The following is a 295-nucleotide window of genomic DNA, read 5'->3' as shown; positions in this document are numbered from 1 at the left end:
ATTGATTTCGTCAATGCCAAGCTTAACTGTGCTTAACTGCGGCACATCAATCATGACATTTTGGTTTGTGTTAGCCCCGATTTAGAAGGCTAATGCTTTATTGGTAAGGTCGAACTGAGAAGCCCCCTCTTTTACATTCGCCCCATACTCCATTTCTAGTCCACCATGAGTCAACTTTCCGTTTGAAGTCGTTAACTGTTTTGGGAATGTGATGGCAGTAACGTTTGTCGGGTCATTCGGGTCTACCACCGAAACAGAAACTTCCATTTTCGCTTCCACTTGTACTTTTGCTGTT

1 pseudogene is annotated in these 295 nt (G+C 43.4%); it reads right to left on the bottom strand.

Annotated features, from left to right (window positions below):
• Positions 1–81 precede the first annotated feature (81 nt).
• Positions 82–295: pseudogene (locus PZE06_RS28285) on the bottom strand (flagellin N-terminal helical domain-containing protein); the annotation flags it as partial.

The organism is Robertmurraya sp. DFI.2.37, from assembly GCF_029211245.1.
GTDB classification, from domain to species: Bacteria; Bacillota; Bacilli; order Bacillales; family Cytobacillaceae; genus Robertmurraya; species Robertmurraya methanolica_A.
The sequence above is the reverse complement of the archived record's forward strand: the minus strand, read 5'-3'. Positions and strand labels throughout refer to the sequence as shown.